At 71.0% G+C, this 21,670-nt stretch carries 16 protein-coding genes and 2 pseudogenes; 7 read left to right on the plus strand and 11 right to left on the minus strand.

What is annotated here, in order from left to right; genetic code table 11:
- The first annotated feature begins 22 nt into the window (after positions 1 to 22).
- Positions 23 to 655 (plus strand): GNAT family N-acetyltransferase, encoded by a 633-nt coding sequence (locus AB0D59_RS37145; RefSeq protein ID WP_362575101.1) that lies wholly within the window; start codon positions 23 to 25, stop codon positions 653 to 655.
- An 84-nt stretch (positions 656 to 739) separates the two neighbouring features.
- Here AB0D59_RS37145 and AB0D59_RS37150 read toward each other — a convergent pair whose 3' ends face one another.
- The 6 genes from AB0D59_RS37150 to AB0D59_RS37175 form a co-directional block, all read right to left on the minus strand.
- Positions 740 to 1,921: a hypothetical protein gene (locus tag AB0D59_RS37150; RefSeq protein WP_362575103.1), complete on the minus strand. Its 1,182-nt coding sequence runs from the start codon at positions 1,919 to 1,921 to the stop codon at positions 740 to 742.
- Positions 1,921 to 2,703 (minus strand): polysaccharide deacetylase family protein, encoded by a 783-nt coding sequence (locus AB0D59_RS37155; RefSeq protein ID WP_362575104.1) that lies wholly within the window; start codon positions 2,701 to 2,703, stop codon positions 1,921 to 1,923. The genes AB0D59_RS37150 and AB0D59_RS37155 overlap by 1 nt, the downstream gene beginning before the upstream one ends.
- A gap of 71 nt (positions 2,704 to 2,774) precedes the next feature.
- Positions 2,775 to 3,278: an ATP-binding protein gene (locus tag AB0D59_RS37160; protein WP_362575106.1), complete on the minus strand. Its 504-nt coding sequence runs from the start codon at positions 3,276 to 3,278 to the stop codon at positions 2,775 to 2,777.
- 290 nt (positions 3,279 to 3,568) lie between these two features.
- Positions 3,569 to 4,336 carry an enoyl-CoA hydratase-related protein gene (locus AB0D59_RS37165; protein WP_362575108.1) on the minus strand — a complete coding sequence of 256 codons (768 nt, stop codon included), beginning with the start codon at positions 4,334 to 4,336 and terminating at the stop codon, positions 3,569 to 3,571.
- A gap of 116 nt (positions 4,337 to 4,452) precedes the next feature.
- Positions 4,453 to 5,604: an Ig-like domain-containing protein gene (locus tag AB0D59_RS37170; protein ID WP_362575110.1), complete on the minus strand. Its 1,152-nt coding sequence runs from the start codon at positions 5,602 to 5,604 to the stop codon at positions 4,453 to 4,455.
- Positions 5,605 to 5,859: 255 nt separating this feature from the next.
- Positions 5,860 to 7,095 carry an Ig-like domain-containing protein gene (locus AB0D59_RS37175; RefSeq protein ID WP_362575112.1) on the minus strand — a complete coding sequence of 412 codons (1,236 nt, stop codon included), beginning with the start codon at positions 7,093 to 7,095 and terminating at the stop codon, positions 5,860 to 5,862.
- Between the two features lie 306 nt (positions 7,096 to 7,401).
- Here AB0D59_RS37175 and glgX point away from each other — a divergent pair, with 306 nt between their 5' ends.
- Positions 7,402 to 9,570: a glycogen debranching protein GlgX gene (glgX, locus tag AB0D59_RS37180; protein ID WP_362575150.1), complete on the plus strand. Its 2,169-nt coding sequence runs from the start codon at positions 7,402 to 7,404 to the stop codon at positions 9,568 to 9,570.
- Between the two features lie 43 nt (positions 9,571 to 9,613).
- Here the strand turns inward: glgX and AB0D59_RS37185 are convergent, their stop codons facing one another.
- From AB0D59_RS37185 to AB0D59_RS37195, 3 genes are all read right to left on the minus strand, one after another.
- Positions 9,614 to 10,417, minus strand: coding sequence for a TetR/AcrR family transcriptional regulator (locus AB0D59_RS37185; protein WP_362575114.1), 804 nt, complete (start codon positions 10,415 to 10,417; stop codon positions 9,614 to 9,616).
- Between the two features lie 220 nt (positions 10,418 to 10,637).
- Positions 10,638 to 10,916, minus strand: a complete 279-nt coding sequence (locus tag AB0D59_RS37190; RefSeq protein ID WP_362575116.1) for a hypothetical protein — start codon at positions 10,914 to 10,916, stop codon at positions 10,638 to 10,640.
- 295 nt (positions 10,917 to 11,211) lie between these two features.
- The gene (locus AB0D59_RS37195; protein WP_362575118.1) at positions 11,212 to 11,628 is read right to left on the minus strand and encodes a hypothetical protein; all 417 of its coding nucleotides are present in this window, start codon (positions 11,626 to 11,628) and stop codon (positions 11,212 to 11,214) included.
- 627 nt (positions 11,629 to 12,255) lie between these two features.
- On the opposite strand from AB0D59_RS37195, the gene AB0D59_RS37200 reads away from it, so the two are divergent.
- Entirely contained in the window at positions 12,256 to 13,101 is an 846-nt protein-coding gene (locus AB0D59_RS37200; protein WP_362575120.1) for a hypothetical protein, read from the plus strand.
- A gap of 14 nt (positions 13,102 to 13,115) precedes the next feature.
- Here AB0D59_RS37200 and AB0D59_RS37205 read toward each other — a convergent pair.
- Together AB0D59_RS37205 and AB0D59_RS37210 are read right to left on the minus strand one after the other, a co-directional pair.
- A pseudogene (locus AB0D59_RS37205) lies at positions 13,116 to 13,196 on the minus strand (ABC transporter permease); the annotation flags it as partial.
- A gap of 116 nt (positions 13,197 to 13,312) precedes the next feature.
- A pseudogene (locus AB0D59_RS37210) lies at positions 13,313 to 13,645 on the minus strand (ATP-binding cassette domain-containing protein); the annotation flags it as partial.
- A gap of 191 nt (positions 13,646 to 13,836) precedes the next feature.
- Between AB0D59_RS37210 and AB0D59_RS37215 the strand changes: the two are divergent.
- The 4 genes from AB0D59_RS37215 to AB0D59_RS37230 are packed head-to-tail and all read left to right on the plus strand — an operon-like array spanning position 13,837 to position 21,383.
- Positions 13,837 to 15,822, plus strand: a complete 1,986-nt coding sequence (locus AB0D59_RS37215; protein WP_362575122.1) for an ABC transporter ATP-binding protein — start codon at positions 13,837 to 13,839, stop codon at positions 15,820 to 15,822.
- Positions 15,819 to 17,705, plus strand: a complete 1,887-nt coding sequence (locus AB0D59_RS37220) for an ABC transporter ATP-binding protein (protein WP_362575124.1) — start codon at positions 15,819 to 15,821, stop codon at positions 17,703 to 17,705. The genes AB0D59_RS37215 and AB0D59_RS37220 overlap by 4 nt, the downstream gene beginning before the upstream one ends.
- 22 nt (positions 17,706 to 17,727) lie before the next feature.
- Positions 17,728 to 19,644, plus strand: coding sequence for an ABC transporter ATP-binding protein (locus AB0D59_RS37225; RefSeq protein WP_362575126.1), 1,917 nt, complete (start codon positions 17,728 to 17,730; stop codon positions 19,642 to 19,644).
- The gene (locus AB0D59_RS37230) at positions 19,641 to 21,383 is read left to right on the plus strand and encodes an ABC transporter ATP-binding protein (protein WP_362575128.1); all 1,743 of its coding nucleotides are present in this window, start codon (positions 19,641 to 19,643) and stop codon (positions 21,381 to 21,383) included. Before AB0D59_RS37225 ends, AB0D59_RS37230 begins: the two co-directional genes overlap by 4 nt.
- Positions 21,384 to 21,670: the final 287 nt, after the last annotated feature.

A 21,670-nucleotide genomic window follows, 5' to 3' on the forward strand; every position in this document is an offset into this window, starting at 1 on the left:
GACTCAAGGAGCGGGCACGGCCATGGAGACCTTGCGGGACATTCTCGACGCGGCGGCCCACGGTGTCTTCCCACCGCCCGACGGCGGTACGACCGTGGTCCCGCAGCCGTCCGCCCGGGACGCGGGGGTGCTCTCCTTCACCGCGCACTCGGTCGTCTTCACCGACGAGGACCCGCGGTGGGTGTACGACACCCTGCGCGCGACCCCCTGCGATCCGCTGTGCGCGACCATGAACGCGCGTTTCCTGGTCTCCCTGATGGACCGCACGGGCCGCGAGCAGGAGACGATCGACGCGTTGCTGGTCGCGACCCCGCTCCCGGGCCGACCGGACCTCCCGCTGACCGAACTCACCGGCCCCGACCACTCCCGGGTCGCCTACGCCCGCGCCCGCCGTGACGAGGTGCGCGCCTGGGCGGCGGAGGGCGGGGTGGTCGTCCTGGGGCGCGGGGTCGCGGGACGCCTCGAGGTCTCGGTGGAGGTGGACGAGGGGGCACGGCGGCGGGGGCTGGGCCGGGCTCTGGTGACCGCCGCCCGGCAGCTGGCCGAGGAGCCCCTGTGGGCGCAGGTCGCCCCGGGGAACGTCCGCAGCGTCCGGGCGTTTGTGGCGGCCGGCTATCTGCCGGTCGGCGCCGAGGCACTGCTGCTCAGGGCGTGAGCCCCCGCCGTCCCCGGGCGGCCGACGGTCAGCGGCCGGCTGTCAGCCGTCAGCCGTCAGCCGTCAGCCGTCAGCCGTCAGCCGTCAGCGGAAGATGCCGGTGTGGCCGAGGGAGTAGCGACCCGGCTGCGGATAGACGGCGAGGCCGTGCGGGCCGCTGCCGACGTGGATGCGGGCCAGTTCCATGCCGGTGCGGGTGTCGATGGCGTACACCTCGGAGTTGTAACGGCCCGACAGCCACAGGACCTTGCCGTCCGCCGACACCCCGCCCATGTCCGGACTGCCGCCGCCCGGCAGCCGCCACTTCTTCGTCAGCCGGTTCTGGGCGAAGTCGAAGACGGAGATGGTGCCCTCGCCCCGGTTGGAGACGTACATCTCGCGGGAGTCCCGGCTGACGTAGAGGCCGTGGGCGCCCTTTCCGGTGGCCAGGAAGGCGGGCTTGGTGAAGCGGTCGCCGTCCAGGATCCACAGCCCGTCGGCCATCATGTCGGCGATGTAGAACAGCTTGCCGTCGGGCGAGACCTTGACGTCCTGCGGCATGGCGCCGTGGAACGGGAGTTTCTCCTGCCGGAGCACCTCCATCCGCTCGGTGTCCACCTTGAGCACCTCCCCGCTGAACTCGCAGGAGACGATGAAGTACCGGCCGTCCAGGGAGAAGTCGGCGTGGTTGACGCCGTAGCAGCTGACCGGGACGGTCTTGACCGTCTTCATGGTGTGCGCGTCCCGGAACACCAGCTGCCGGTCCGCGGAGGCCATCACGATCGCGTACCTGCCGTTGGGCGTGAAGTACAGGTTGTACGGGTCGTGCACGGCGACCGGCCGCCCGGCCCGGCCGGTCCGCGGGTCGATGGGGGTGAGGCTGTTGCCCAGGTCGTTGTTGACCCACAGGGTCTTCAGGTCCCAGGACGGCACGACGTGCTGGGGCTGGCGGCCGACCCGGATGGTCTCGGTCACCGTGTAGGTCTTCGGGTCGATGACGGAGACCGTGTCGGAGTTGGTGTTGGGGACGTAGATCCGGGACGGGAAGTCCTTGACGGCGGACGACAGGTGGCCGGGGCGGTCGGCGGCGTACACGTCGTTCGGGTCGAGGACCGGGGGCATGCCCGGCAGCACGTCGACGACCGGCTCCGCCTTCTTCGCCTGCGGCTGCACGGGAGCGGTGCTGTGGGCGGCCGGTGTCCCGGGGTCGGATCCGCCGCCGCACGCGGACAGCAGCGCCAGGGCGGCGAGGGCGGCGGACAGCCGGGCGGCTTTCGTGGTTCGCATCAGCTCAGCAGCTCCGTGGTGGTGACCGCGCGCAGTCCGCGGCGGTCGAGTTCTTGGAGTACGGCGGGAAGGGCGGCGGCCGTGTCCGGATACCCGAAGTGCATGCTCACCACCGAGCCGGCCGTGACCTCCGCGAGCACCTGGCGGGTGACGGCGGCCGCGCCGGGCCGGGTGTAGTCGAGCGAGTCGACGTCGTAGGACAGCACGTGCGGGTAGCCGGCCTCGGTGGCGAGCCGGGCGACGAGCGGCGAGGCGGTGGGTGCCCTGGAGGGGCGGAACCAGCTGCCGATCGACCCGGTGAGCCGTCTGAGGCGGTCCGCGCAGTCGGTGATCTCCGCGCGGGCGCCGGCCTCGGCCATGGCGTTGACGGAGATGTGCCGCTGGGTGTGGTTGCCGAGGTCGTGGCCGCCGTCGAGGATGCGGCGGGCCATGGCGGGGTGCGCGTCGAGCCAGCTGCCCACCGCGAGGACCGTGAGGTGGGCGCCGTGTTTCTCGGCGGTGGTGAGGAGCCGGGTGGCGAGGGTGGGGTCGCCCTGGCCGTGGAAGGTGAGCGCGACGGAGGCGCTCGTGCGGGGGCCGTGCGTGATCTGGAGCGGCTGTCCGGGGAAGGCACGGGGTGCGGGGGCGGGCGCGGCCGAGGTGGGGGTGGTCGATGCGAGGTTGGCGGCAGGGTGCGGGGGCGGTGCGTCGGTACCGGTGGTGCCGCAACCGGTGGCGAGTGTGCCTCCGGCGATGAGGCCGGCGCCTGCGCGGAGGACGTCGCGTCGGTTGGAGGTGGTCACCCGTCCTATTTAAGGGGGGTTGGGTAGGAAAATAGGTGATTGACCTGACAAGGGGCCCGTCAGGCGAGCCCTCACCGATCCGCCACCCGCATCTCGAACCACGTCGTCTTTCCTCGCGGCAGCAGATCGACGCCCCACCGGTCCGACAGCTTGTCCACCAGGAACAGGCCCCGCCCGCTGATGTCCAGCTCCTGAACCGGCATCAGACACGGCAGCCCCCGCGAGGGGTCCCGTACCTCCACCCGGATCCATCCCGGGCGGCGGCGCATCCGCAGCCCGAACACGCGAGCGCCGGTGTGCCGTACGGCGTTGCCCACGAGTTCGGAGACGAGTAAGACCGCGTCCTCCGTCATCTTGGGGCTGAGCCGCCACTGGCGCAGGACGACGACCTGGGCGAGCCGGCGGGCGGTCGCCGCGGACTCGGGGCGGGACGGCAGCGGAACCTCGGCTTCCGTCGGGTTGCCGAAGAGCTCGATCGCCTTGAGCGCCCGCTCGTCCTCGACCGCAGGCGACCACCGCGCCGCGGCCGCACGGCTGTGTCCCCGCGGCTGTTCGATGCCCTCCAGCCCCGCCATACCCCCATCATGGCCGCCCGGCGCGCCCTCCGGGGCCGTTCCGGAGGAATACGCCCCCGCGAAGCTCCCGCCCGACACCGGTCGAACGGCATATGCCATCGGCATTTCGGGGGCCCTGACAGCCCGTCCGACCTGCGGCGACCGCTCATCTCCGGGCAATCGACAGACTCCCTCGACAAGGCAGACTTAAGGGTGCCTTAAGGCTCCCATAAACCGCCCCATCGAGGGACCCTGGAATCAGACATCACGTCAATTGCAAGTGGTTCGGGGCTTTCCCAACCGGGCGAAGATCACAGGAACTTCGCCTTGCCCGGCCCCTCCTCCACGAAGCTGCGCATACCGCGCTCACGGTCCTCGGTCGCGAACAGCCCTGCGAACCAGTTCCGTTCGACGGCGAGACCCGTCTCCAGGTCGGTCTCGACGCCGGTGTCGATCGCCTCCTTAGCCGCCCGGAGCGCGATCGCGGGCCCCCGGGCGAGCCGGGCCGCCCAGGCGTGTGCCTCGGTGTAGACGTCGGCGGCGGGTACGACCCGGTCGACCAGGCCGATGGCGAGGGCTTCGTCCGCCTTGACCATACGGCCCGTGAAGATCAGGTCCTTGGCCTTGGAGGGCCCGACCAGACGGGGCAGCCGCTGCGTACCGCCGGCCCCCGGGATGAGACCGAGCAGAATCTCCGGCTGACCGAGCTTGGCGTTGTCGGCGGCGATCCGGTAGTCGGCACAGAGGGCGAGCTCGCAACCGCCGCCGAGGGCGTACCCGGTGACGGCGGCCACGACCGGCTTGGGAATCCGGGCGACGGCGCTGAAGGAGTCCTGGAGACCACGGGAACGCAGGATCATGGCCGCGTGGTCCATGTTCTGCATTTCCTTGATGTCGGCCCCGGCCGCGAAGACCTTCTCGCCGCCGTAGATGACGACGGCGCGAACGTCCTCGCGGCGGGTGGCCTCCTCCGCCAGTTCCTTGAGCCGGTCCTGGGTGGCGACGTCCAGGGCGTTCATCGGGGGCCGGTCGAGGCGGAGGGTCCCGACACCTTCGGCTACTTCGAGGGTCACGGTCATGAGGAGCAGGTTAGCGGGCGTTCACTTTCGGGTGTGGGCCCGGTGGGGCCGGTCGCGCCCACGCGGCGGTAGCCGCATGTCGATACGGCCCCGCGCCCCTTTCGGGGCGCGTCGACTCACGCGGTCCACTGCTTCCAGGACATGTTCCAGCCGTTGAGGCCGTTGTCCGGCGAAACCGTCTCGTCGTTCGAGTTCTTCACCGTCACCACGTCCCCGATGATCGAGTGGTCGTAGAACCAGGCGGCCGGCAGCCCCCGGTCACCCCCGCCCCGGATGTCCTGCAGCCCCACGCAGCCGTGGCTGGCGTTGTAGTTGCCGAAGGCGCCGCCACCCCAGTAGTTGCCGTGGATGAAGGTGCCGGACGTGGTCAGCCGCATCGCGTCCGGCACGTCCTTGATGTCGTACTCGCCGCCGTAGCCGACCGTCTCGCCGTTCATCCGGGTCACCCGCAGCTTCTCGCTGATGACCATCTGGCCGTTCCACGTGTCGTAACCCGGCTTGCCGGTCGTGACGGCGATGGTCTTCACGACCCTGCCGTCGTGCATGACCTTCATCGTGTGCTTCTTGGCGTCGACGACGGACACCTGGTTGCGGCCGATCGTGAACTTCACGGTCTTGGCCTGCTGGCCGTACACCCCGTCGCGGCCCTCGACGCCGTTGAGGTCGAGGGAGACGGAGACCTTCGTGCCGGACTTCCAGTAGTTCTCGGGGCGGAAGTCGAGGCGGTCGTTGCCGAACCAGTGACCCTGGACGTCGACCGCCGGCTCGGTCTTGACGGTGATCGCCTTCTCCACGGCGGCCGGGTCGGTGATGCCCCGGGTGAAACGTATGGAGAACGGCATCCCGACGCCGACCGTGGAGCCGTCCTCCGGCGTGAAGTAGCCGGTGAACGTGTTCTTCGGGGTGAGCGTGGTGAACGTGGAGTCCTCCGCCGACTCACGCCCCTCGGTGTCCTTCGCGACCGCGTGCACCGTGTACTTCGTGGAGTTGGCGAGGTGGCCGGCCGGCGTCCAGCTGGCGCCGCCCGCCGCGATCGCGCCGTCGACCTTGTTGCCCTTGGAGTCCTTGACCTCCACCTCGGTCAGCGTGCCCTTGGCCGCGCTGACCTTGAGCGCCCCGCTGGTGTCCACGTCGGTCGCCCCGGACTTGGGGCTGATGCTGACGGAGGCGACGGACTGCTTGCTCGCCTGCGTCGTGGAGTCCTTCGCCTTGCCGTCCCCGCTCCCCTTGTCGGCGGAGCCGCCGCCCCCGCACGCGGTGACTGCCATGAGCAGAACACCGGCCGCGACGGCCAGACCCCTTCTCCGAGCCTGGACCGCCGCCCCCGATATCGGCCGTACGTTCAAAGTCGTTCTCCCCTCCCAGGGCCTGGTCAGGCCCACCCCAGCGCGTTCCGCCCGCGCATTGGCGCATAGTAACCGGACGGTTTTGAGCTTGGTGTTGGGCGAATGTCACCGTTGCGTCGCAACTTCTGTCGCCGCGCACGGCGGCTTCCGCCCCGCACCGAACCGTCCCCCACCCGGTTACTTGACCGCGCCGCCCGCCTTCCACTCCTTCCAACCCATGTTCCATCCTCCGAGGCCATTGTCGGGAGCGACCGTTTTGTCGTTGCTGTGCACGACTTCGACCACGTCGCCGATGAGGGTGCGGTCGTAGAACCAGCCCGCGGGCGTGTCCGAGCTGCCGCCCTTCACATCGCGCAGGCCCACGCAGCCGTGGCTGACATTGACGCGGCCCGGGGCGTCCGGGGCCCAGTAGTTGCCGTGCAGGAAGGTGCCGGAGTCGGTGAGTTTGAGGGCGTGCGGGACGTCGGGGATGTCGTACTCGCCGCCGAAGCCGACCGTGCGGCTGTTCATGCGGGTCACCTCGTGCATCTCCATCACCACCATCTTCCCGTTGTAGGTGGTGTGGGCGGGCGCGCCCGCGGTGACCGGGACGGTGGCGAGCAGGTCGCCGTCACGGCGGACCTCCATCGTGTGCTGGGACGCGTCGACGAGGGAGACCTGGCTGCGGCCGACGGAGAAGGTGAATGTCTTGTGCTGGAGGCCGTAGACCCCGCGGGCCCCTTCGACGTCGCGGAGTTCGAGGCCGACGGTGACGACCGTGCCGGGCTGCCAGTAGTGCTCGGGGCGGAAGTCGAGACGGTTCCTGCCGAACCAGTGCGGACGGATCTCGACCGCGGGCCTGGCGGTGACCCGGACGGCGCGCTCGACGGCGGCCCGGTTCTCGATGTCGCGGCTGAAGGCGAGGGAGACGATCATCCCGGTGCCGACGGTGGCGCGGTTCTCGGGGGTGACGTACCCGATGAAGCGTTCGTCGGGGACCAGCGTGGTGAAGGTGGTGTGGCGGGCCGAGCGGCGGCCGCGGCCGTCCAGGGCGACCGCGTCGACCGTGTACTTGGCGGCGAGCGCGAGTGTGGGGTCGTCGGGCCGCCAGGTCGTGCCGTCCGCGGCGATGTGCCCGGGGACCGGGGAGTCCTGGGCGTCCTGGGACTTGACGACGCTGACGGATTCCAGGCGGCCGCTGGGCACCCGCACGGTCAGCCGTTCGCCGGGGCGTACGGCCTTGGTGCCGTCGTCCGGGGTGATGCGGATGACGTCCTCGGGGGCCGGGGGCGCGCCTCCGAGGACGTGGTCGATGCCGAGCCCGTCGGTGTCGTCCGAGGAGCAGCCGACGGCGCCCGCCAGCAGCGCCGCCCATGTCAGTACCGCGGCCAACGCGGCCCCCGCGCGCCGTGCGCGCCTGTGTGGATGCCTCACGTGGGACACAACGACCGGGCCCACCCCGGGGAAACGTGAGTGCGACGCCGGCACTGGGCAGAACAGAGGGAAGGACGACGAGCTGGGGAGCCGCCGCGCCCGTGCGAGAGCCGTCGCGGGCGTGTCCGTAGCGAGCCGCCGAGCGTGCCCGGGACCGGGAGTCCGGGCACGGTCGGCTGCCCGGACACGGATCTGGTGCGCCCCGGGGGTCGGCGAGCCGCGGAACGACAAAGGGGCCGACAGGTGACGAGCGCAGCCGAGCAGCAGGGGGCACGGGCGCGGGCCCCGAGGGCGGAGGCCCCCGCGGTGAACGGGACGGCCCTCCCCGTCCCGGCGGCCTGGCCGGGGTCTTCGACTCCGCTGGGCGCCCGGTTCCGGGTCGGCCCCGACGGGGTGGCCGGCACCAACTTCGCCCTGTGGGCGGCCGGGGCCGAGGCGGTCCGGCTCTGCCTCTTCGACGAGCGGGGCCGGGAGACGAGGATCCCGCTGACCGAACTGACGCACGAGATCTGGCACGGGTTCGTGCCGGGCGTGCTGCCGGGGCAGCGGTACGGCTACCGGGTCGACGGCCGCTGGGACCCGTGGACCGGCGCCCGCTGGAACCCGGCGAAGCTGCTGCTCGACCCGTACGCGCGGGCGGTGGACGGCGAGTTCGCGCTGCCGCCCGAGGTGTACGGGCATGTCCGGGACTGGCCGGACCAACAGGTCGCCGACACCGTCCGGGACGACCGGGACTCGGCGCCGTACGTCCCGAAGGGCGTGGTCGTCCACGATGACGACGACTGGTCCGACGACCACCGTCCGAAGACCCCGTGGGCGGACTCCGTCATCTACGAGCTGCATGTGCGCGGCTTCACCAGAATGCACCCGGGCATACCCGAGGAACTCCGCGGCACCTACGCGGGGCTGGCCCACCCGGCGGCCGTCGAGCACCTGGTGAACCTCGGTGTGACGGCCGTGGAACTGCTCCCCGTGCACCAGTTCGCGCACGAGGACCACCTGCTGAAGCGGGGCCTGAAGAACTACTGGGGCTACAACTCCATCGGCTACTTCGCCCCGCACGCGGCCTATGCCGCCTCCGGTACGACGGGACAGCAGGTCGGCGAGTTCAAGCGGATGGTGCGCGCGCTGCACGCGGCCGGCATCGAGGTCATCCTCGACGTGGTCTACAACCACACGGCCGAGGCCGACGAGCTGGGGCCGACGCTGTCCCTGAAGGGCATCGACAACCGGGGCTACTACCGGCTCCAGGACGACGCCCGGCACTTCGCCGACTACACCGGCTGCGGCAACACCCTGCACGTGGTCCGGCCGCATGTGCTGCGGCTGATCACGGACTCGCTGCGGTACTGGGTGACCGAGATGGGCGTGGACGGCTTCCGTTTCGACCTCGCGGCCGCGCTGGCCCGCTCGATGCACGACGTCGACATGCTCTCGCCCTTTCTCGCGGTGATCGCCCAGGACCCGGTGCTGCGCCGGGTGAAGCTGATCGCCGAACCGTGGGACGTGGGCTCCGGCGGCTACCAGGTGGGCGCCTTCCCGCCGCTGTGGACGGAGTGGAACGACCGCTACCGGGACGCCGTCCGGGACTTCTGGCGCGGCGCCCTCCCGGACGTCCACGACCTCGGCTACCGCCTCTCCGGCTCCAGCGACCTCTACGCCTGGGGCGGCCGGCGTCCCTACGCCTCCGTCAACTTCATCACCGCGCACGACGGTTACACCCTGCGCGACCTGGTGTCGTACCAGGCGAAGCACAACGAGGCCAACGGCGAGAACAACCGCGACGGCACCGGCGACAACCGCTCCTGGAACTGCGGGGCGGAGGGCGAGACGGCCGACGAGGGCGTACGGGCGCTGCGCAGGCGGCAGTTGCGGAACCTCCTGACGACGCTGCTGCTGTCGACGGGCGTTCCGATGCTGGTCGCCGGCGACGAGCTGGGCCGCACCCAGCGCGGCAACAACAACGCCTACTGCCAGGACAACGACATCAGCTGGCTGGACTGGGAGTTGCTGGACGACCCGGCCTGGCGGCCGCTGTTCGACCTCACCTCCCGGCTGATCCGGCTGCGCCACCGCCACCCGGTGCTGCGCCGCCGCTCCTTCTTCTCCGGCCGCGCCCACTCCGCGGACGGGCTGCGCGACCTGGCCTGGTTCACGGCGCACGGCGAGGAGATGACCGAGGGCGACTGGTACGCGCCCGCCGCCACCCTCGGCATGTATCTCTCCGGGCGGGACATCCCCGGCCGCGACGAGCGCGGGGCGCCGGTCCTGGACGACAGCTTCCTGACCGTCCTGCACGCCGGCGACCGCCCGGCGGAGTTCCTGCTGCCGGGCCCGCCGTGGGCGGAACGCTACGAGGTGCTCGTCGACACCTCGCGGGAGGAGCAGAGCGAGGCACCGGGCGTGGTGCACGAGGCCGGGACGGCGATCACGGTGCCCGCGCGGTCGGTGCTGCTGCTGCGGGTGGTCGGCTGAGGCGACGGCACAGCCGACCACACCAGCTCTCGGCGGCGCAGGGTCAGCGCTCCCGTGGTACGCCGCACAGGGCGAGCAGGTCATCCATCATGCTCTCGAACAGGGGCAGGTGATCGTCGAAGAGCGAGGCGAAGTGTCCATAGACGGCCATGCAGAGCAGTCCGTAGATCTGCCGCCAGCACGTGATCATCACCATGGCGACGCCGACTGGGTAGTCGTGCCCCATCAGCCGCCGGTAGGCCGCCACCTGAGCCCGAAGCCGGGGCTCCAGCTCGTCCTCCGACGGATACGGCAGGACGCCCCGACGCCACAGCTCTGCGAAGGTCTGTCCGAACAGGCCGCCCAACTCGCGCACCAGAACCTCGTCGACATGGCGCCCCGAGGCGACCAGCCGTGCGTAACCGGCGCCCATGAGCAGGTCGAACTCTCCGGGGTTGGCGACCGACCAGTCCAGCACCGCGCGGGTTGCCGCGTACAGCCGCCCGCCGAAGTCCTCCGGGTCTCGGGCGCCTGCCGCCTTCGCGACGATCACCACGAAATCACTTGTGACTGCTTCGTAGACGGCGAGGGTGAGGCCGGCCTTTCCTTCGAAGTAGCGATACAGCGCCGGTGGAGTGACGCCCACTTCCCTAGCGACCGCGGACAGGCTCAGGGCCTCTGCGCCCTGTGAAGCGATGAGTGCACGTGCGGCCGTGATCGCGTCGCGCTCCAGCTCGGCGCGCAGGCGCTCACGGCGTGTCAAGGACCGAGCGGGCTCTTCCTCGGCGGACGGTCGCACGGCCACTCCCACCCCTCTGGTGCTTCCTGCACGCAAATCGCTGTCTTGATCCGTCAGTTGACGGATCATACGACTTGCGGTGAGGCCATGTTACGTGGTTAATACTCTTCACTACGTTTCAGAGTGTCACACATCACCTCAGAGCCGCGAAGGGACAGCGGATGGCCATGAAGCGCGGGACGGGTCTGGCATCGCGACAGAGAGGAGACGGGCTCACCCCTCGCTCACCAGGACATGACCAGGCGGCGAGGGGTGCCCCTCGTCGGGTTCGATTAGCGGACGGCACGCATCAGCTGTGCGTCTGTTCGATGAGGCGGATGATGCAAGGGGGGTGCGCCCGATTGTTGTTCGGGAGCACCCAGAGGGAGCCGTCGCTGTCGCGCCCCACCACGCGTCCGCTCCCCTTCAGCGAGTCGGGCACATGGCCCTTGGCGGCTTTGTGCAGTTCGACGAGTGCTTCTTCCCGGGTCTTGTTCCCTCGCACCCTCCGTATGACTTTGACTTGCCGTTGGGGTGGCGCTCCCTCGGCCGGCACGGTCTCCTCAGCGGTGATCAACCACGTGGTCATCCACCTGTCTCCTTGTCACCATGGCGGCTGCCCGCTCCGTGCGCGGCTTCGCCGTTCGACGTTTCGCGAGAGGGGAAGGGCGGCGGCCGGAGCCCCCGCCCACCCGGTTCGGCGGTGCTCAGCCGCGACCGTCACAGGCCTTGCAGTCCCCGCTGCCTCGGCAGCTGTCACACTTCCACACGCCCCGGTAGCCGGAGCCGCCGCAGGTGGTGCACTTGCCGTCGCCCTTGCAGCGCTGGCACATGGTCATTCCTCTCGTGGTCGGAGTGAGCGTCTGGGAGCTGGATCGGGCACGTCAGTAGGAGCGGGCTCGATCCCAGCCCCGGGAGTTGTTCAGCGAGGTGGTGAAGTAGTAGTTGGGCGCCTTGTACTTGCCGTCGGGCAGGTAGGCACCGGTCAGGGCGGGGCTGTAACCGCGGAAGACCGCGAGCGACTTGGTGAGGCAGTTGTTGGTCAGCACGGCATAGCCGTTGGCCTTCATCCGGCGGTATGCCGTTTGGGCGGTCGCGAGATTGCCTTGGGCGGTGTTGATGCACCGGTAGTAGTCGTACCGAGCCTGGCTGATGCTGCCTCGCAGCTGTGTCCAGGTGCCGCCCTTGATCCAGCTGCCGTTCGTGGAACCCGCCGGGATGGACGCGGCGCCGTTGCGCCCCTCCGTCGCGCCCCAGATCCAGTGGCTGGAGTTCCCCGTGTCGCGGACGGCCCATGCCACGTGGCCGGCCCCGCGAGCCCCTTCCTTGTCCTGGAACAGGCAGACGCGGCCAGTCGATGCAGCGCTGGCCGGAATGGCGACAAGTGCAGGCGTCGCGGAACCGAGAAGCGCTGCCGCCAGGGCGGTCGGCGCAGCACAACGCATGCGCAGATTCATTCGAATCATGGTTTGTTCCTCTCTTGGTGACGGGTGAGCCGCGGAGTTCGGCAGCCGGTGGAGCACTGCCGGAATCGACCGTGCCCGGGAGATCCGCGAGAGGCCAGACGGGTCGGCGCGGTGCATGGTGCAGTGCAATGTGCACCGCTGTGACCAGGGGATCCACCGTCATGGTGCAATAAGAGAAGGGGTATTCGGGTGGGGAATTCACCGCCGACGTTCGAGAAGCTGGCCGAGGACTTCGCCGACGCTCTCGACGCCTGGGCCCAGGAGGTCAGACTCGCGCTCAACGGACGCCCGCAGAAGGTGCTCGTCCATGGGCTGCGCGTCAACCAGGGCAATGTCTCCAGGTGGCTCAGCGGCCGGGAGCAGATCTGGAAGGGGGGAGCCGCTCTCCCGGGGGCAGGGCTCACGCCGGGAGTCGTAAGGATCCTTGAGCTGCCGGATGCACGATCCGCCCGGCTGACGCGGTTGGCCGACCAAGTGGACCGGCTGCAGCAACAGTTGACAGCACACGGCCGTGACTGGCGGAAACGGGCCGGAGATCACCTCCAGAGCCTCGCCGGGGCAGCGCCTGGCACCGCCGCGACTCCGGACGCGGAGCCGGACAACCTCGTCCGGCCCGGCACTACCGACCGTCGATCGACCGTGCAGGACGGTCCGGGCCGGTCGCGCCGACGAGGCCGCGTTCCGAAACGGGCGAAGACCGCTTCCACCATTGTCGCCACGCTCGCGGTCGGCGGAGTGCTGGGAGCAGCGATCTGGAACAACGACAGTTCCGAAGGGGGCGCCACGTCGGCCGGAGAAAAGGCCGCCGGTCCGGAAAGCGGAGCCACAGCCACGCCCGGGACGCTGGAGAAGGGGGGCCTGGGTGAGGACAGCCGATGCAGTACCTCCTTCAAGGGGCCGGAAGCGGTCACCTGGCGGGTGTGCGCACTCGTGGAGGCGGAGCGGGTGTCCTTCGCCCTCAAGCTCACGAACCGGAGTCGGGCGGAATCCATTGTCGTGATCCGTCTGGAATACGCACGAGCCTCCGCATTCCACCCCTGCCCGAAGGCACCGAGCCCCCGTTCTCTCAGTGTTCCGGCGGGGAAAACGGTCATCACGGACACTGGGCAGTGCGCCCTGCCCCGGGAAAAGACACCCGCCGCCTATCAAGGCGTCGGCTGGGTGTTCGCCGTCAACACGAACACGGCCTCGTACGAGCTGTCCCCCACCGCGAACGTCTATCCGGACCGGGTCATCTGGAAGCCGGACCTGGTGGAGCAGTCGTCGGCGATGAGCGTGTCGCAAGCCGGGAGGGTCACCGTGTTGTGACCGGCCTTGTGCAAGGGGATCGAGCCGAGGACCACCAGCAGCGGGGTCGGGAACAGGAAGACCCAGAAGACGGCGCCGGGCTCGCGGCGGAACAGCCGGAACTCGGTGCGCGGGACGGGGTGTTCATGCTGCTTCCTCCTTCGTCAGGTCCAGGAACGCGCCGTCGAGGGTCTCGTCCACGACGCGGAGTTGATGGGCGGTGACGCGGCGCCCAGTCGAGCGGGCTCGGATAGAAGGAGGCGTACAGCTCGAGGGCCTCGCGGACGGTGAGCTTGGGCTGCAGCTCGCTCTGCTGGAGCTGGGCGCCGAGGACGCGGGCGACCTGCTGGTGTTCGGCGACGGGGTCGAGCCCGGTGACCCGGACGCGCCCGCCGTCGGGCACCCGCAGCCCCTCCACACACTCCACGGTGGTGGTCTTGCCGGCGCCGTTCGGCCCGAGGATCCCGAAGATCTCCCCTTCCTCGACGGCGAGGCTCACCCCGTCCACGACGGTCCGGCCGCCGTAGGACTTCCGCAGGTCTGTCACTTCGATGACGGATGGCATGGACCGAGGGTCCCGTCCGGGCCGGGTCCGCCACATCGGCCGCCCCGCTGGAAGCCGCATCAACCGATCGGCTGATGCGGCGGATCCGGTTGTACGACCCCCCGAACGTGCTGGTCGTAGGACCACCGACCGATTCCGGTCCGGCCAAAACTCGGTAGGCGTTGTCAGTGCCGATCCGTAGGCTCGCCCTGATGCCTCCGACACGTGCAACCACCAAGGACCGGTCAGCCGTCCGTACCCTGCTGCGCCTGTGGCCGTACGTACGGCCGGTGAGGGCGCGACTGTCCGTCGCCGTGTTCGTCGCGGTGGTCGCCTCCTGCACGGGGCTCGTCATCCCGCTCGTCCTCAAGTGGATGGTGGACGGTCCGGTGGCCGACCGCGACCCCGGCGGGGTCTGGCTCGGCGCGCTGTACCTGCTGCTGCTCGGGATCGCCGAAGCGCTGCTCTTCGGACTGCGGCGCTGGCTGGTGGCCCGACCTCTCTCGCACGTCGAGGCGGGGATGCGGGCAGACCTCTACGGCCATCTGCAGCGCCTGCCGGTCGCCTTCCACGACCGCTGGGCCTCCGGTCAGCTGCTCTCCCGGGCCACCACCGACCTGATGCTGCTCCGCATGTTTCTCGCCTTTCCGCTGACCTTCCTGCTCGTCAACGGGGTGACCATCCTCGTCGGCGTGATCATCATGCTGCTCCAGGACTGGTCGCTGGGCCTGGTCATCCTCGGCCCCACGATCCCCGTGATGTGGACGTGCGTGATCTTCGAGAACCGGTACGCGGCGGTGGCCCGGCTGGCCCAGGACCAGGTGGGTGACCTGACGACGGTGGTCGAGGAGAGCGTGCTCGGCATCCGCATCATCAAGGGGTTCGGCCGGCACCGCAGTCAGGCGCGCGCGTTCCGCGATCTGGTACGGACCCTGCGGGGCACGGAGGTGCGCAAGGCGCGGATGCTGGCGACGATCTGGGGCGTCATCGTGACCCTCCCGGAGGCGGCCATCGGGGCGGCGCTGCTGTGGGGGGCGATCCAGGTCGCCGAGGGCGAGCTGAGCACGGGGACGCTGGTGGCGTTCCTGTCGACGGCACTGGCACTGCGCTGGCCGGTGGAGTCGATCGGCTTCCTGCTGGCGATGAGTCAGGAAGCGGCCACGGCCACCGAGCGGTACTTCGAGGTACGGGACGCGGTGCGGGAGGACGCCGGTTCGCCTTCGACTGCGGTGCGGGAGGACGCCGGTTCGCCTTCGCCTGCGGGTGCGTCCGGGCTGGTCGCGCAGTTCCCCGCGCCCCTTACGGGGCGCTGCTCAGCCACGTCCGCTCCCAGAGCTACGTCGGTCGCACTGACCGCCGACGGCGGGAGAGCGCCCCGAAGGGGCGCGGGGAACTGCGCGACCAGCCCCGACGGCGCCGCACCCGACGACGAAACCCCCTCACCGGCCCCCGAACCCGACGGCATCCGCTTCGAGAACGTGCAGTTCCGCTACCCGGACGCCTCCCCCGACTCACCCCCCACCCTCACCCACATCGACCTGCACATCCGCCCCGGCGAGTCCATGGCCCTCGTCGGTGCCACCGGCAGCGGCAAGACCACCCTCACCGCCCTCATCCCCCGCCTGCACGAGGCGACCTCCGGACGGATCACCCTCGACGGCCGGGACATCACCGCCATGCCCCGCGAGGAACTCCGCGCCCTGGTCGCCGTGGCCTTCGAGGAGCCCACCCTCTTCTCCGCCTCCGTCGGCGAGAACGTGCTCATGGGAGCCGGCGAGGGCGCCGGGGAGCCGGAGCTGGTCCGCGCCCTCGCCGTCGCACAGGCGGACTTCGTGCACGCCCTCCCCCAGGGCACCGCCACCCAGGTCGGCGAGCAGGGCCTCAGCCTCTCCGGCGGCCAGCGCCAGCGCCTCGCGCTCGCGCGGGCGGTCGTCGGCCGGCCCCGCTTCCTCGTACTGGACGACCCGCTCTCCGCCCTGGACGTTCACACGGAGGCCGCCGTGGAGGCCGCCCTGCGCGACGTGCTCGCCGACACCACCGCCCTGATCGTCGCCCACCGCCCCTCCACCGTCCTGCTCGCCGACCGCGTCGCCCTGCTCTCCGACGGCCGTGTCACCGCCGTCGGCACCCACCAGGAACTGCTCGGCAGCAACGCCGAGTACGTCCGTCTGATGTCCGGGGAGGATCACCGCCGATGACCGCCGCCACCTCCCTGCCCGCCCCCGACGAGGACGACGAACTCCCCCGCCCGAAGCAGGCCGGCACAGCCGGTGCGGCCGACGCCTCCGGTGGCGACCCCTTCGACCGGGACGTCCTGCCCGTCCCGCCGGGCGCCACGGCCGCTCTCCTGCGCTCGCTCCTCGCGCCGATGAAGGCACGGGTCGCCGTGACCACGCTCCTCCTGCTGCTCCAGCAGGCGGCCGTGCAGGCGGGCCCGCTGCTGGTGGCGTACGCCATCGACCGTGCCGTACCGGCGTTCCGCCACCACGACCACGGCCCGCTGATCGCGGTGGCGGTCGGCTACGGCCTGAGCGCCCTGGTCTCCGGGGGCCTCCAGTACGCGTTCATCGAGGCCTCCGCGCGCGTGAACCAGGACGTGCTGCTCGACCTGCGCGGCCGTATCTTCCGCCACGCGCAAGCCCTCAGCGTCGACTTCCACGAGCGCTACACGTCCGGCCGGCTGATCTCCCGCTCCACCACGGACGTCGAGTCGCTGCGCGAGCTGCTCAGCGAGGGCCTCCAGGAACTGGTCACGGTCATCCTCTCCTTCCTCTACATCTCGGCGATGCTGCTCTGGCTGGATCTGGGCCTGGGCACGGTGGCCGTGGCCTCGTTCGTGCCGCTGTATCTGCTGGTGCGGCTGTACCAGCGGCGCGCGGTACGGGTGTACAAGGCGCGGTCCACGGCGATCGCGACGGTGATCGTGAAGTTCGTGGAGACGATGAACGGCATCCGCCCGGTGCGCGCGTTCCGCCGGGAGGCCGCCAACGACGCCGAGTTCGCGGTACTCAACCGCCGCCACGAACGCACCAACGGCGACGCGCTCCTCGAAATGGCGCGGTATGTCGTCGGCTCCCGGCTGGTCGCCAACACCTCGGTCGCGGTGATCGTGCTGTGGGGCGCCTACCGGGTGGCGTCCGGCTCGCTGGAGCTGGGCGTGCTGGCCGCCGCCGTCCTCTATCTGCGCCGGCTGTACGACCCCATCGACCGCCTCGGCATGTTCCTCAACTCCTACCAGTCGGCGGCCGCCTCGCTGGAGAAGATCGCGGGCCTGCTGGCCCAGACCCCGTCCGTGCCGGAGCCCTCGGTTCCCACGGAACTGCCACCCCTGGAGAGCGACCTGCCCGGCCGCGAGGTCGTCTTCGACGGCGTCCGCTTCGCCTACCGCACCGGCGGCGAGGTGCTGCCCCGCTTCGACCTCACCCTCCCGGCCGGCCAGACGGTCGCGGTGGTCGGCACCACCGGCGCCGGCAAGTCGACCCTCGCCAAACTGCTCGCCCGCTTCTACGACCCGACCGAGGGACGGGTCCTCCTGGACGGCGTGGACCTGCGCGAACTGACCGTGCCCGCACTGCGGCGCGGGGTGGTGATGGTCACCCAGGAGGCGTTCCTGTTCTCCGGCACGGTCGCCGAGAACATCGCCATCGGCCGGCCGGACGCCACCCGCGAGGAGATCGAGCAGGCGGCCAAGGCGATCGGCGCGCACGAGTTCATCGCGGCCCTGCCCGACGGCTACGACACGGACGTCCGCAAGCGCGGCGGGCGCATTTCGGCGGGGCAGCGCCAACTGGTCGCGTTCGCACGCGCCTTGCTCGCCGACCCGGCGGTGCTGATCCTCGACGAAGCGACCAGTTCCCTGGACGTCCCCGGTGAACGGGCCGTGCAACGGGCCATGTCGACGGTGCTGAAGGGCCGTACGGCCGTGGTGATCGCGCACCGGCTGTCCACCGTGGAGATCGCCGACCGGGTGCTGGTGATGGAGCACGGCCGCGTCGTCGAGGACGGCCGCCCGGCCGAACTCATCGCGGGCACCGGCCGGTTCGCGGATCTGCACCGGGCGTGGCGGGACAGTCTGGCCTAGCGAGAAGAACGGGGTTCGCAGGGTGATCGACGCGTACGAGGATCCGGGCACGCCCGACACACGCGGTGGCTGGTACTACCTGTGGTGGCTGGTGCACCGCCAGCCGGGCCGCTCGCTGGCCGGGGCGCTGCTGGGCAGTGTCTGGCTGATACTGATGGCCGGAACGCCGTACATGATGGCGCGGGCCGTGGACGACGGACTGGTGCCGGGGCGCATGACGGTGCTGGCCGGCTGGACGGCGGCGATCTTCGTCCTCGGTGCGGTCAACGCGTGGCTCAGCATCATGCGCCACCGCACGATGACCCGGGTGCGCATGGACGCGTACTTCCGGACGATCAAGGTGGTCGTCGGGCACGCGGTACGGCTCGGTGCCGCGCTGCCCCGGCGGGTGGGAGCCGGTGAGGTCGTCACGATCGGCGTCGGTGACGTGCACACCATCGCCCAGGCGCTGACCGTCGTCGGCCCCGGGGTGGGCGCGGTCGTCGTGTACGCGGTGGTGGCCGGCCTGCTGGTGTCGATCTCCCCCCTGCTGACCGGCGTGGTCCTGCTCGGGGTACCGGTGGTGGCGCTGCTCGCCGGCCCGCTGGCCCGGCGGCTCCAGGGCCAGGAGACCGAGTACCGGGAACGCCAGGGCGTCCTCACGGCCCGTATCGGCGACCTCGCGGGCGGCCTGCGCGTCCTCAACGGCCTGGGCGGCAAGGGCCTGTTCGCGGACGCCTTCCGCAAGGACTCACAGCACCTGCGCGTCCAGGGCTACCGGGTGGGCTCGGTGGCCAGCTGGGTCCAGGCCCTGGGCGTAGGTCTGCCCACGGTGTACCTGGCGGTGGTGACCTGGATCGCGGCCCGGATGGCCGCCCGCGGGGAGATCACGGTGGGCCAGCTGGTGTCGGTGTACGGCTATGTCGCGGTCCTGGTGGGCCCGGTGGCGTTCTTCCTGGACATGGGCTACCAGCTCAGCCGGGGCGTGGTGGCCGCACGCAGGGTGGTACGACTGCTGAACCTGGCCCCGGAACCGGACGAGGGCACGGAACAGGCCCCGGCCGACCCGTCCGTCCTGCGCGATCCGGACTCGGGGGTCCGGGTCCGCCCAGGCCGTCTGACGGCACTGGTGGGCGCGAGCTCGACGGAGACGACGGCGGTGATCGACCGCCTTGGCCGCTACACACGGTCGAACGTGACCTGGGGAGAGACCCGTCTGGACGCCGTCCCCCTACGGGAGGTCCGCTCCCGCATCCTGGTGGCCGACAACAACGCCGACTTCTTCGCAGGCTCGCTGAACGACGCGATCACCGAAGGCGGCAACGCCCCCTGCAGGGGCGCGGGGCTGCATCACATGTGCGGCTGCCGCCGCGCGAGCGCGACCAGCCCCCACACACCCGCCGACACATCTCAGGACGAAGGCCACAACGCGCCCCATAGGGGCGCGGGGCTGCATCGAATGTGCGGCTGCCGCCGCGCGAGCGCGACCAGCCACGGCGGCGCCGCAGCCGCCGACGCACCTCCCGCCGCACCCCCTGACGCGCAAACGGCCCAAGCCCTCCACGCAGCCGCAGCCACCGACATCCTGCAGGCCCTCCCGAACGGCCTCGACTCCCCCATCGACGCCCAGGCCCGCAACCTCTCCGGCGGCCAACGCCAACGCATCCGCCTGGCCCGCGCCCTCCTCACCGACCCCGAGGTCCTCCTCGCCGTGGAGCCCACCTCCGCCCTGGACGCCCACACCGAGGCCCTCGTGGCGGAGCGCCTGCGCACGGCCCGCGCCGGCCGCACCACCCTCCTCACCACCACCTCGCCCCTGATGCTGGCCCGCGCCGACGAGGTGATCTACCTGGTCGACGGCAAGATCGCGGCGACCGGCACGCACGAGGGCCTGCTGGAGTACGAGCCCGGCTACCGCGCCCTGGTGGCCCGGGACACGGAGGAGGAGGTCGTACGGTGACAACGAGTCAGCTTCCCGTCGCCGGACGCGCCGACGTACGCCGGGCCGTCCTCCGCCTGGTGCGGGCCGACCGCGGGGCCTTCTCCGCCGCCCTGCTGCTGAACGCGCTCGCCGCCGGCACCGGCCTGGTCGGCCCGTGGCTGGTGGGCCGGATCGTGGACGCGGTGCGGGCCGGCCGCGGTGTCGGCGCCGTGGACCGCCTCGCCCTGTGGATCCTGCTCTGTTCGCTCGCCCAGCTGCTGTTCGCCCGCTCCGCCCGCTACCTCGGCCACCGCTTCGGCGAACGGACCCTGGCCCGGGTCCGCGAGGAGTTCGTGGACCGGGCGCTCACGCTGCCCGCGTCGGTCGTGGAGCGGGCCGGCACCGGGGATCTGACCGCGCGCGGCACCTCCGACGTGAGCGCCGTCGGCACCACGCTGCGGGACATCGGACCCGAGCTGCTGGTCTGCTCGGTGCAGGCGCTGTTGGTGATGGCCGCGGTCTTCGCACTGGATCCGATGCTCGGCGCGTTCGGGGTGCTCGGGCTGACCCCGATCTGGTTCGCCCTGCGCTGGTATCTGCGCCGGGCCCGGGACGGCTATCTCGCGGAGGGGGCGACCACCTCCGGAGTCGCGGAGATCGTCACGGCGACGGTGGCGGGCGCGCGCACGGTGGAGGCGTTCCGGCTCCAGGAACGGCGGATCACGGCGAGCCGGGACGCGCTGGAGGCCAACCGGAAGACCCGCTTCTACACGCTGCGGCTGCGGACCGTGTTCTTCCCGGCGGTCGAGGTGTCGTACACCCTGCCGGTGGCCGGGGTGCTGCTGGTCGGCGGGCTGCTGCATGTCGGGGTCGGCGTGGTGGTGTCGGCGGCGCTGTATCTGAGGCAGTTCACGGAGCCATTGGACCAGATTCTGATGCGGGTGGAGCAACTCCAGTCCAGCGGTGCCTCGTTCGCCCGGGTGGAGGGGCTGGCGCAGGCTCCGCGGACGGAGGCGGACGGCGGGTCGGCGGCTCCGGCGGACGACCGGATCGATGTGCGCGGGGTGCGGTACGCCTACGAGCGCGGCGGCGAGGTGCTGCGCGGGGTGGATCTCACGGTGCGGCCCGGGGAGCGGCTCGCGGTGGTCGGGCCGTCCGGCGCCGGGAAGACGACGCTGAGCCGGCTGCTGGCGGGCGTCGACGCGCCGGGGTCGGGCACGGTGACCGTGGGCGGGGTGCCGATCGCCGGGCTGGAACCGGAGCTGCTGCGCCGTCAGGTCGTCCTGGTCACCCAGGAACACCATGTCTTCCTCGGCACGGTCCGGGACAACCTGCTGATCGCCGAACCCACCGCGAGCGACGCGGACCTGTGGACGGCGCTGACGACCGTGGGCGTCGACGGCTGGGTCCGCGGTCTCCCCGGCGGCCTCGACACCCTGCTGGGCGCGGGCGGTTGTGCCACGGACGGCTCCCAGGCGCAGCAACTCGCGCTCGCCAGGGTGGTGCTGGCGGACCCGCACACGCTGATCCTGGACGAGGCGACGGCGCTGCTGGACCCGGCGACCGCCCGGCACGCCGAGCGCGCGCTGGCCGCCGTCCTGGAGGGCCGTACGGTCATCGCCATCGCCCACCGGCTGCACACCGCGCACGACGCGGACCGGGTGGCCGTGATGGAGGACGGTCTGCTCGCCGAACTCGGCACCCACGAGGAGCTGGTGGCTGCGGGCGGGGCGTACGCGGCGCTGTGGGCGACCTGGCACGGCGACAAGGCCCCCTGAGCTCCGCTCACTTGCCGAACGATCCGCATACCGAACATGAACATCCGGTCAACGAACGATTTCCGGCCAAATTCCTGACGCGGTCCTGACAGATCGCGTTTTCTGGTGCCACTCTTCCCACGGCCGACTCACAGCAACCCCACAGATTCACCTCGTCGCTGCCGGGTCCGGCTCTGCACCGCGCACGTGGTTCCGCGTTCCGCCTGTTCCGCATGTTCTGCCCGGACGGCCCACCCGCCCTCCGGATCTCCCCTGGCCGTGTGATCCGCGGCCACGCAGAAGGAGTC

Origin of the sequence: Streptomyces sp. NPDC048417 (assembly GCF_040651615.1) — a bacterium.
Lineage (GTDB): Bacteria > Actinomycetota > Actinomycetes > Streptomycetales > Streptomycetaceae > Streptomyces.